14 protein-coding genes are annotated in these 10,712 nt (G+C 67.7%); 11 read left to right on the top strand and 3 right to left on the bottom strand.

Going from position 1 to position 10,712, the window contains the following annotated elements; all coding sequences use genetic code 11:
* Positions 1-153: 153 nt before the first annotated feature.
* Entirely contained in the window at positions 154-645 is a 492-nt protein-coding gene (locus IG08_RS0123160; RefSeq protein ID WP_030605654.1) for a plasmid mobilization relaxosome protein MobC, read from the top strand.
* Positions 642-2,363: a relaxase/mobilization nuclease domain-containing protein gene (locus IG08_RS0123155; protein ID WP_030605653.1), complete on the top strand. Its 1,722-nt coding sequence runs from the start codon at positions 642-644 to the stop codon at positions 2,361-2,363. The genes IG08_RS0123160 and IG08_RS0123155 overlap by 4 nt, the downstream gene beginning before the upstream one ends.
* 65 nt (positions 2,364-2,428) lie before the next feature.
* Here the strand turns inward: IG08_RS0123155 and IG08_RS0123150 are convergent, their stop codons facing one another.
* The 3 genes from IG08_RS0123150 to IG08_RS0123140 form a co-directional block, all read right to left on the bottom strand.
* The gene (locus tag IG08_RS0123150; protein WP_030605652.1) at positions 2,429-3,115 is read right to left on the bottom strand and encodes a hypothetical protein; all 687 of its coding nucleotides are present in this window, start codon (positions 3,113-3,115) and stop codon (positions 2,429-2,431) included.
* Between the two features lie 89 nt (positions 3,116-3,204).
* A complete protein-coding gene (locus IG08_RS0123145) occupies positions 3,205-3,645 on the bottom strand; it encodes a hypothetical protein (protein ID WP_052424836.1) in 441 nt (146 codons plus the stop codon).
* Between the two features lie 81 nt (positions 3,646-3,726).
* Positions 3,727-4,413, bottom strand: a complete 687-nt coding sequence (locus IG08_RS0123140) for an SPDY domain-containing protein (RefSeq protein WP_030605649.1) — start codon at positions 4,411-4,413, stop codon at positions 3,727-3,729.
* 437 nt (positions 4,414-4,850) lie between these two features.
* Here IG08_RS0123140 and IG08_RS0123135 point away from each other — a divergent pair, with 437 nt between their 5' ends.
* From IG08_RS0123135 to IG08_RS0123090, 9 genes are all read left to right on the top strand, one after another.
* Entirely contained in the window at positions 4,851-5,081 is a 231-nt protein-coding gene (locus IG08_RS0123135) for a hypothetical protein (RefSeq protein ID WP_030605648.1), read from the top strand.
* Positions 5,062-5,571, top strand: coding sequence for a DUF6879 family protein (locus IG08_RS0123130; protein WP_030605647.1), 510 nt, complete (start codon positions 5,062-5,064; stop codon positions 5,569-5,571). Before IG08_RS0123135 ends, IG08_RS0123130 begins: the two co-directional genes overlap by 20 nt.
* A 27-nt stretch (positions 5,572-5,598) precedes the next feature.
* A complete protein-coding gene (locus tag IG08_RS0123125; RefSeq protein WP_030605645.1) occupies positions 5,599-6,444 on the top strand; it encodes a helix-turn-helix domain-containing protein in 846 nt (281 codons plus the stop codon).
* A gap of 96 nt (positions 6,445-6,540) precedes the next feature.
* The gene (locus IG08_RS0123120; RefSeq protein ID WP_030605644.1) at positions 6,541-6,930 is read left to right on the top strand and encodes a hypothetical protein; all 390 of its coding nucleotides are present in this window, start codon (positions 6,541-6,543) and stop codon (positions 6,928-6,930) included.
* On the top strand, positions 6,927-7,469 hold the full coding sequence (locus tag IG08_RS0123115; RefSeq protein ID WP_030605643.1) for an NUDIX hydrolase: 543 nt from the start codon (positions 6,927-6,929) through the stop codon (positions 7,467-7,469). The genes IG08_RS0123120 and IG08_RS0123115 overlap by 4 nt, the downstream gene beginning before the upstream one ends.
* Before the next feature lie 389 nt (positions 7,470-7,858).
* On the top strand, positions 7,859-8,659 hold the full coding sequence (dapF, locus tag IG08_RS0123105; protein WP_030605640.1) for a diaminopimelate epimerase: 801 nt from the start codon (positions 7,859-7,861) through the stop codon (positions 8,657-8,659).
* Complete coding sequence (locus tag IG08_RS0123100; protein ID WP_030605638.1) at positions 8,656-9,747, top strand: D-alanine--D-alanine ligase family protein; 1,092 nt, start codon at positions 8,656-8,658, stop codon at positions 9,745-9,747. Before dapF ends, IG08_RS0123100 begins: the two co-directional genes overlap by 4 nt.
* A 37-nt stretch (positions 9,748-9,784) precedes the next feature.
* Positions 9,785-10,306, top strand: a complete 522-nt coding sequence (locus tag IG08_RS0123095; RefSeq protein WP_030605636.1) for a C39 family peptidase — start codon at positions 9,785-9,787, stop codon at positions 10,304-10,306.
* Positions 10,306-10,668 carry a glutamate ligase domain-containing protein gene (locus tag IG08_RS0123090; protein WP_030605633.1) on the top strand — a complete coding sequence of 121 codons (363 nt, stop codon included), beginning with the start codon at positions 10,306-10,308 and terminating at the stop codon, positions 10,666-10,668. Before IG08_RS0123095 ends, IG08_RS0123090 begins: the two co-directional genes overlap by 1 nt.
* Positions 10,669-10,712 lie beyond the last annotated feature (44 nt).

Here is a 10,712-nt window from a genome sequence, read left to right as displayed (position 1 = left end):
GTAATCGAGACACTAATTCGGAGGAATTCCTTGTCTGAACCTCTCCACGAGAATTACCTCACTTCCGAACGTGCGGCCTCACGTCGCACAGCAAGTTGGAGGTTCGGACACTCCCCCGCAGGGGGAGCGCCCGAACCCGCCCCCGCCCCGGGGGTGGCGGGGCCCGCCCGGCACCAGGGGGCGCCGGGCGGGGAGGCTGCGACCGAGGGCGGATCGCAGCCAGGAAGGGCCGGCCACAAGGGCAAGGCCAGGCAGGGGAAGTCACGTCCGCGTGACAAGAAGCAGCGCCCCGCCCACAGCGTCCGCCTCAACGAACAAGAACTCGCCATCATCGAATCCGGTGCCGAACACGTCGACATGAGCGTGGCCGGATTCATGGCCCACTCCGCCCTGGCCGCCGCTCGCGATCAGTCCCGCACCGCAGCCGCCATCGCCACCGAACGGGACATCCTGACCGCGCTGTTCGGCGTGCGCCGCCAGCTCGGCTGGGCCGGCAGCAACGTCAACCAGGCCGCGAAGGCCCTCAACTCCGGTGCCGACGCTCCACACTTCGCCGGCACTCTCGCCGATCTGCAGCGCACCGCGCAGGCCGTCCAGCGTGCGGTGGACAGGGTCGCCAACCGAGAGGAGGGGAAGGCCGCTTGATCCCCCGAATCCACCAGCAAGGCAGCAAGACCCTCGGTCTCCTGCTCTACCTGTACGACGAGAGCACCCACGAGGAACACGTCGATCCGCACCTCGTAGCTTCTTTCGACTACCTGGCCGCCCCCGATCCCGGCCGCGATCCTTCGGTGACGGAGAAGGACCTCGGACGTCTCCTCGACCAGCCCTTTGCCCTCCTCGACTCAGACCAGCGCCCGGAAAAGCACGTGTGGCACTGCTCCGTGCGCGCCGCCCCCGATGACCCGATCCTCAGTGACGAACAGTGGGGCGACATCGCCCGCCGTGTGATCGCCGCCACCGGCATCGACCCCGGCGACGGTGCCGGCTGCCGCTGGGCCGCAGTCCGTCACGCCGACGACCACATCCACATCATCGCCACCCTCGTACGCGAAGACGGCCGCCGCCCCGACCATCACCGCTCCGGCAAGCGCGCCCAGTCCGAATGCCGCCTCATCGAGAAGGAACTCGGCCTGCACCAGGTCGCACCGGGGGACGGTACGGCCGCCAGACTGCCAACCAGCGCCGAACGCCACAAAGCCGAACGCGAGGGCAGAGAGCGACCGGCGCGCGAGGAGCTTCGGGAGACCGTGCGTCGTGTGGTGGCGGGAGCGACGAGCGAGGAGGAGTTCTTCGACCGTCTGGCCGCCGCCGGACTGCTGATCCGGAAGCGCGTAGCACCCTCCGGCGACCTGCTCGGCTACAAGGTCGCTCTCCCGGACGACCGCAACGGCGAGAAGGAGCCGGTGTTCTACGCGGGCTCCACCCTCTCCCCCGACTTGTCCCTGCCTCGTGTCCGCAAACGCTGGACCGTTTACGCCCCGAACCAGGGCACCGGAGCGTCCTCGGACCAGACCACGGGCCCCGCGCCGAGCGGCCCGGCCACCGCGCGCCGCCGGGCGGCCACCGCGGCGTGGCAGGCGGTGCTGTTCATCGACCACGGTGAGGACGCCCAAGTGGCAGCACACATCGCCGCTGCCGGTGAGGTCCTCGACGCACTCGCCGAGACATCCGCTGCCCACACCCGCGGCCAACTGCGTGAAGCAGCCTTCGTGTTCGAGCGTGCCACCCGCTCCCACATCAAGGCCGAACACGGGCACGACCGCGCCCTGCGCCAGGCCGCCCGCGACCTCATCTATAACGGGCCCGCGCTCGGCCGCGGCGAGGACGGGGCCACCACCGCGATGGTGATCGACATGGCGTTCTTCCTCGTCACTGCCGCCGCCCACTGGCACGCGAGGAAGGATCACGCCCAGCAGGCCGCCGCCGCCCAGAAAGCCGCGGAGCACCTGCGCGCCGCCTACCAGGCCGCTGCCGACGTCCCGCTGGCCGTGCTGTACCAGCGGGGCCGACGCCTGTCCCAGCCCCTGCGCCAGAAGCAGGCCGTCCTTCTGCGGCAGGCGGTGCCGGAGCTGGCGGAACAGGTCCTCGCCGAACCGGGCTGGCACTCCCTGGCCGCTACCCTCGCCGACGTCGAGGCAGCCGGACACGACCCGGCCGCGCTCCTGGTGGAAACAACCGGGCAGCGGGAGCTGCAGACCGCAGACTCAGTCAGCGACGTGCTGGTGTGGCGACTGCGCCGCATGGCCGACCTGCCGGCCGACGCGACTGCGATGCCCGAACACGCCGCCAGGACCACGGGCAACGCTCGCACCGCCCGACCCTCGCCGACCCGAGACAACCCGTCCCGCAAGGCACGGTGATTCCAGACATACGCCGGTGCCCCTCTGCCAGAGCAAGGCAGAGGGGCACCGATGGGGCAGGGCAGTCAGGATGCGGCCTGGGCCTTCGCGAGCGCCTTCTCCAGGTTGGCATCTACGAGCCCCGGCCAACCGGATACGACCATCACGACATTGCCGGTGCGGATCGCCACCTGCTTCACGACGCTGCGCTGCCCTCCGGCCGAGTAGGTGAGCAGTTGGCTCCATTGCTCGTCCCCAAGCTCAGGGGCGGCAGTCTTCTGGGTACCCATGTCGATGACGGTGTTGCCTGAGGCGACTTGGTACGTGGGGCAGGAGACCATGGCGTCGAAGACCTCTCCAATGCCCTTCGACAGCTTCACGGCTGTGTCGCTATACAACTCCTCGGACACCTCGGAGGCGCTGCCGCCGTCGTAGGCGAAGGATGCCTTCGCCTTACGGGAGAAGTCGAGGCCGGCGCCGGTCGCCGCGTCGGATCCGAGCCTCTCCAGCGCCGGGCAGCCGATCACGGTCACGTCGTTGTCGGCTGTGGGGCGCTGCGGTACGTGGGTGTAGCCCTCGCCCAAGTCGCTGTCGTCCAGGAGTCGCTGGGCCAGTGCGGCGGAGGACAGCGGTACTGACGCCAAGGCGCTCTCGGACGGTGCGGCCGCGGAGGACCCTGGGCCGGCGGAGAAGCTGCTACCGGTCGAGCAGCCCGCCAGGGCCAGGACGGCGAAGAAGTTCAAGGTGAGAACGGTCGTGGTGGAAAGGCGCATGTGAACCCTAAGTGGCCTGCGGTACGTACGGGTTGACCAGGCCAGCCCTCCGGGTACCGGCAGTGAAAGGGGGCGTAGGGGTTCGGGGTTCAGTGGCCGAGGTGGCGCAGGCCCTCTTCGAGGGTGGGGTGCCAGTGGTCGACCGGACCGGAGTTGCGGTTGTACCAGGCGGCGTCCAACTGCGGCTCTTGCACCTGGTGACCAGCCCGGCAGCGCAGCCACACCGAGTCGTCGCGCATGCAGAAGACGATCCAGTCCCGGTACACGCCGCACTCGGGGCATGTGCGGACCTCGCCATCGATGACGAGTGGCTGCTCCCAGCGCATCATCAGCCCGGCCACCTCCGGGCGGGACGGCACCCGCAACTCCGGCGGTGGGAGGTCACTCATCGCCGATTCCTCCGCAGCCGGTGCGGCTGGCTCGGTGAGGTCGCGCCAGGGTTGTGTGGCCTGCAGCTGCAGCAGCAGCTCGTGGCCAGCACGCTGGGCTTCACGGAACGCGCGGTCCTCGCGGGCGCGTCGAAAGAACAAGATCTCTCCCTATCTGCCATCGGACGGGCGGGGAATGTGCCCGCATACGTCTGACCTGCGGCTCCTCCAGAGCGCGGCTCGTCAGCTGCGGCGGACAACCGTGAGCCGTCCCTCGGTGCTCTTGGGCAAGCTGCGGCGGGGCACAGGGACCGGTGAGGCAAGCGATGACGCGAACGCGGCGACCAAGTCGTTCGGAACGCTGGCGCTGAAGCTGGCACACCACAAGTACGGGGCGCCGAGCACGGGTTCCGCCCACGACTGCCAGCCCACCACGTCAGGACGCGGGTCAGCGTCCTCAATGAGCGGCGGCACCATCTCCAGGGAGACGCTGGAGGAAAACCCGGGGTCCATGGCGGTGGTACGAGGCCGATCCACGTCGCGGATCCAACCGCTGATGCTGAGCGCGTCAAGGACCGTCTCCGGCCCCGCGAAGCCAGTGTCAGGTGCCTCACGGGCGTCGATCGCCAGGAGGAGATCGGCGAGCGCCTCGTACGGAACGCCGGTGGTGAAGTACGCGTTCCACTCCGTCATCACGGATGTGGCATGCGGGCGGGCACTCAGTTGCCACGCAACGGGCAGCCCGCCCAGCTCGAATGGGTAGGCCGCAAGGATCCACTCGGCGCCACGCAGCTCGTCCGGGCTCACGTACAGCAGGGTGTGGCGCGAGGTGGGCCACATGCGCCAGCCGAGGCCGGCCAGGGTGTCGCCGATCCGCTCGGCGAGAGCATCATCGTCACCGGCGAGGTGACGCGGGGTGACCCAGTACACGGGTTCCGGTGAGTCGGGACGGGAAGGATCGCTGGGGTGGTGCGGATACAGGGGCGCCTCCGTGCGCTCGGGATGAGTTACTGACCGTCGTTGACCTGCGGTTTCGGAAGGTCGTCCACGTTGACATGCCCGTGCGCAGAACGCCAGTGGTTTCGGGATCTTCCCTGTCTGCCTCCGGCGAACTGGCAAATCATCGAAGTGATCCGCGCCTAGCACCCATGCGCATCGACCAGGGTTTCCCAGCGAGGAGGAGCGGACAGCAATCGGATCCGGCCATCCCCGGGGCGCTGCGGCCGGCCCACTACTCGTCACTCTGCCCCAGCCACGTAAGGTCAACTTCCTTACAGCTGGCAAGTTTCGGCAAGTTCCTCGCTCTACACCGCAGCCACGGGCAAGCTCTGGCACAGAGATCGTTACCGGCATCCGAGGAGGACATCATGGCCCTGCGTAAGCTCGGTAAGGACCCGGAGAGTCCCAGTGGCGGCTCCCCCACCATCTACCTCGACGAGGAGAAGGACAGTTACCTCGTGCAGGGGCTGAAGGTGGAGGACATCGAGCGCCTCGCGCAGATGGACATCCCCGGCCATGAATCGGTCGTGGAGATCCCCCGACGCATGGTGCAGTTCTTCCTGGAGGTGAAGAAGGCCGATGAGGACCCCGACGTTTGAGGAGCTGTTCCGCGACTGCCAGAGGACGGCCGTCCATCTGGAGATGCGCGACGCCTACATGAAGTCGGATCCGGCCTTCATCGACTGGAAGGCCGGTGAAACGCTCGACCCTGCCGAGCGTTGGGCCGACTGGCTCAGCCTCGTCACGGCCGCTACCTCCCGGGGCGTCGAGGTGCGCCGGGCGCGGATCGTTTCGACGCCCGTCAGCGAGTACATCCGCTTCGAGTACGACGTGACCGATGGACTCAACATCGCTGCCGGCGAAGAGGTGCGCTGGCTCTCCCGGCGAAACGCAACGGGCCTCACGCTTCCGGGCAACGACTTCTGGCTCTTCGACTCCAGCCTCGTCCTCGTCAACCACTTCGACGGCGAAGGCGAGAACATGGAGGTGGAACTCACGGAGGATCCGGAGGTGGCAAAGCTCTGCGAGTCGGCCTTCGAGGCCGTGTGGGCGCGGGCGACACCGCACGCAGAGTTCCAGCCGGCCTGATTACCCGAACGGCCACATCGCAGCGACATGACATCGCCATCTTCGAGCGTTCAGGAAGCCCGCAGGGCCCTGGGTAAACGCCTGAGCGAAATCCGGCTCGAAGCCGGGCTCACCAAGCGAGCCTTGGCCAACAGCCTCGGCTGGCACGAGTCGAAGTGTTCGCGCTTCGAGAGCGGCACGCGTCCGCCCTCGGAGCGCGACCTTCGTGCGTGGGCTGCCGCTTGCGGCGCAGAGAGCGTGGCCGAGGATCTCGTCTCGACAGCTCGCGGCATCGAGGGCATGTTCGTCGAGTGGCGCCGGATGGAGCGCACCGGCCTGAAGCAGGCCCAGGAGTCCGTCCTCCCCCTGTGGGAACGCACTCAACGCTTCCGTATCTACTCGCCGTGGCTCATTCCCGGCCCCGTGCAGACGGCCTCATACATCACTGCACTGCTCACCTCTATTCGCGACCGTCGCGGCCTTGTTGATGACGTGCCGGCGGCCGTCAGGGTGCGCGTGGAGAAGCAGCAGATCGTGTACGGCAACCACACGTTCGCGGTCCTCCTGGAAGAGGGAGCACTCCGAAAGCGCATAGGCGGCACGGACGTGATGGCCGGTCAACTCGGCTATCTTCTCAGCGTTATGGCGCTTCCCTCGGTAAGCATCGGCATCATCCCTGAAGACGCCGACCGTTCCAGCCTCTGGCCTGTCGAGGGCTTCTTCCTGTACGACGACCACACGGTCCACGTCGAACTCGTCTCGGCCCACCTCGCCGTCACGCAGAAGCACGAACTTGCCATGTATGCCCAGACGTTCACGGATCTGGCCGAACTTGCCGTCTACGGCCCGGCGGCGCGCGAGCTCATCACGGCAGCCATCGAATCCCTGGGGTGAATGCCCGGCAAGTTCCGGCACACTCGTAGAGCCCCTCCTGTCGCCCTTCTTAGCGTTACTGGCACGGCCGGAAACGCGCACTGAAGGGGCGAGACGGTGATCACTGTGGCAAGTAGCGGCAAGGCATCGAGAGCAACCGACAGCGCTGGGACCGAAGTTCTCCCAGTCGACGTCGAGACTATTTCGGAAAGCACCGAAGCAGCCCTCTCCATGCAGATGGCCACCTCCACCCGCAAAGACATGGACACCTCCCTGCCGGAGATCGTCGGACACCTCAACCTTCTACTCGGTGAGGACCTGGGGGCGGACGAAGACGAGGAGGTGCGGGAGTTGTTCCGCAAGGGGTACCGGCTCATCGACTTGCAGAACCGTCCAACCGCGGAGACTCCGTCGTTCGGCGTCTTCATCTACCTCCGGGATGTCGCCGACATCACGCGAAGGCTCCTGTGGATCTACTCACAGCGCCACGGGCTCGGTGCCCCGTGAGTATCCGGGAGGACCAGATCGTCCGGGAGCTTTCCAACTACATCTACGAGCACCCTGACGAGCAGATGGCGCTGATGCCGGTGTACGACGCCGCCCGCGACCACGCACAGCGCGGGACCTGCACCCACAGCTGGCGCTGCCCCCTCGTGACGACGGGCGCGGTCGTCGTCGACGAACGCAATCGCGTCCTGTCCCTGCGGCACGAAGGAGCCTTCGCCCTCGCCGAAGCGGAGCCGGAGGAACAGGACGACTCACTCAGCGAGGCAGCCCTGCGTCTGTTGACCGAGGCAGTCGGCATTCGCGAAGTATGGACGGAGCCCGACAGCGATGGCCCCTTCCTGATCGACGTGACCAGAGCGGGGCAACACAGGTACGGCCCCCGCCTCCGGATCGGCTTCAGGTACCTCTTCCGGGCCCACTCCGGCGCCATCGCTCCGATGGTGATCGAAGCCGGCGCAGCGGCCTGGATGCCCCTTGGGGAGATCAGTATCCCGTCAGTCCGCGACCGCCTTCGCGGCCACCTGGTCGGTGCCCCTTGAGCCCCCGGAACCAGCAACTCTGCTACGTGGCAAGCCTCTTGGCCCTCGGCGGTTCGATCCTCCTGGCCATCTGGAGAGGCTGAATGTACGAGCGCCGCACCACCGGCCCAACTCCTGCACCCTCTCCGCCCCTCGGCACCATCCCCGGTCAGAGGCAACCAAGCGATGTCCAGATAGGCGATTTCGTTTTCCTCGACGGGTTGTACCTGCGGGTCCACGACATGAGGTCCGCCGGCACCGCGGGGCGCCGGGTTCTGATCTTCGACGGGCACTCCCCGTGGGTCATGAAGGAGCCGGCTACCACGTATCGGCCCGTCGAACTCCTCTGACCCGAAGCCCCATTCAGTCATCACGAGAACTGTCACCTCACGCCAGCGAGGAGCTTTGCCATGCGCTTCCGCAAGATCCACGGAGCGGGGAACGACTTCGTCCTGTTATCCGACCCCGCGCCGGACGGCGAGAAGGACTGGCCAAAGGAGGCCGAGCGCCTCTGTGCCAGACGAACCGGCGTAGGCGCGGACGGCCTCGTCATCAGCAGCCAGATCAGCATCAGCCCGGTCGTCTTCGAAGTCGGCTGCTTCAACGCCGACGGCTCGATCGCGACGATGTGCGGCAACGCTCTGCGGTGTACCGCCTGGGCTGCACACCACGACCACGGCTTCCGCGAGATGAGCCTCCGCATGGCGGGGGTGATGCACGAGGCGATCGTGAGCGACGACTCCGTGTGGGTCACGGCCGAGGTCGGCGCGGTCCACCCCCGACGTGTCCAGACCGTCATCAACGGCAGGCCGACCTGGTTCGACAGTGCCCACACCGGCACCGAACACGTCGTCGCCATCGTGGACGACGTCGACGCCATCGACGCGGTACTCGTCGGGCGCCTCGTCCGCCACCACTCCGACCTTGCACCGCTGGGGACGAACGTCAACTTCGTCCAGGCCGCCGGCAGCCAGGCGCTGAAGATCCGCACCTACGAACGCGGCGTCGAGGCGGAAACCCTGTCATGCGGGAGCGGAGCCGTCGCGGCCGTCGTCATCGCCACCATGCGCGGACTCGTGTCGCCGCGCGCCGTCACCGTCCACAACCGCGCCGGGGAACCGCTCACGGTCCGGCCACATCCCGACCGACCAAACCGGACGCACTGGGTCGGCGGACTGGTCACCCACACCTTCGAAGGGGTCCTCGCATGACTCAGTTCCTCGACTCCAGCTCTGGCCTCGCGGTGCGCGAGGCCGCCCAGACACTTCGCGACTGGCAGCGTGACCGAGAGGGGCTCGGCGTCGCCCTCGTCTACGGGCCCGTGTCAGCCGAGGACCGGCTCTACCACTCGAAGTGCCCCATGGACCAGCGTTCCGTGACCGCCCTGTCCGACGCCCTGGACGACATCGGAGCCCGCTGGAAAGTGCTGAACCCGTGCGAGCCGGACTTCATCACGGAGTTGGCAGGGTATGACGTCGCCCTCTCGAACCTTCACGGTCCATACGGAGAGGACGGGAGGCTGCAGGGCCTGCTCGACTACCTGCGCGTGCCGTACTGCGGCAGCGGAGTCGCGGCATCCGCGGTGGCCGCCGACAAGATCCTCTGCAAGCGGGTGATGCTGAGCCTCGGCATCCCCACGCCGGGATGGTGGGTGTGGTCCGGTGGCCCGATGCGCTGGAACGGGCAGGCTGCGATGGTCAAACCGCCCTTCGGCGGCTCCAGCGTGGGCATGAGCCTGGTACGCGAACAGGCGGACCTTCCCAGGGCGCTGGCGGACGCTGCCAGCGAGGAAGGCGACGCCGTACTGGTCGAGGACTACCTGACCGGCGTGCCACTGACCGTGGGACTCCTGGAACTACCCGGAGGCGCGGTCGTCGTACTTCCCCCGCTGGCCACCGAAGCCACCGAGGCGGAGTTCTACGACGCCGACACGAAGCTCGACGTGGATTCCAGGGGCGCCGTAGCCGTACGGGCAGCCGAGCTGTCACCCGAGGCGCTGACCAAGGTCACCGAGTACGCCACGACGCTGTGGGACGGGCTCGGGCTGCGTGGATCGGCGCGCGTCGACTTCATCCTCACCGAGGACGACCAGCCGTACGTGCTGGAGGTCAACAGCACCCCGGGCATGTCCCGTGACAGCAACTTCGTGGTGGGCGCCGCGATGGTCGGGCTCACGCACACAGATGTCGTAGTGGCGATGCTGCACGAGGCGTTGACCCGACCGCCATACGATGTTCCTCTGCCCACTCCCGCGTTCGCCGGCACCACACTGACTCGGGAGGCTGCCGTCTCACCGTAGGAGCCCGCCCACCGTGTCGCGCGTCCACGATGTCCCCATGTGCCGACAGCTCATCGCCCCCGAGGAATGGGATCTGCACGGAGGGTGGGCACTCGGGGACAGGGTGGAATGGTCCAACCGGGCATGCGGCCTGGCGTCGCTGAGAATGATCCTGCTCGCCTACGGGCGCAAGGCACCCACGGTCACGGAACTCCTGAAACTCGCGGTCAAGCACGAGGTTCTGACCCCGCGTGGAGCACTCCACGCGGGGATCGCGAGCCTGGCTACCGACCTCGGTGTCCCTGCGACCGCAAAGCCCGTGCCCGTCGAAGACCTGCTCGGCCGCCTCGATGACGCACCCGTCATCGTGTCCGTCACCGAGCAACTCCCCGACGACGGACGTTCCGGAGGCCACCTCGTCATCCTTCGCGGCTACGAGGACAGTCCCGACCCGACCGTCCACATCCGGGACCCATCAGCCTGGGGCCAGACGCACGATCAAGTCCCCCTGAGTCGCCTGTCCCCCTCCTACGCCGGCCGCGCGATCACCTTCGCGCCCCTGAACAACGGAGAGTCTTGATGCCCGAGACAGACGGCGACACGACCGAGGCCGCAGGCGGCCGAAGGATCGCCGTACTCGGAGAGATGCTGGAGCTGGGCGACGAAGCCGTGGAAGCCCACCGCCAGGTCGGACGCATGGCAGCGGAGAACGGCGTCGATCTCATCGTGGCGGTCGGCAACACACTCGCCAAGCAACTCGCCCTCGCGGCGGGCGCGGCAGGCGTGCCGGACATCGCGATGGTCGGCGACAACGGCACCGCCGCCGCCTACCTGGCCTCCATCCTCCGCCCCGGCGACGTCGTTCTCGTGAAGGCGTCCCGCGGCGGACAGCTGTGGCAGATCGCCCAAGCACTCACCGGGCAGCCGGTCACCGGCCTGTGAGCCGCCTCGGGCCCCCTGACTCGCCAGGGCAGGGCAGGGCCGGG

It is taken from the genome of Streptomyces fulvoviolaceus, from assembly GCF_000718165.1.
Taxonomy (GTDB): Bacteria; Actinomycetota; Actinomycetes; order Streptomycetales; family Streptomycetaceae; genus Streptomyces; species Streptomyces fulvoviolaceus.
This window is presented reverse-complemented; position numbering and strand designations above follow the sequence as displayed.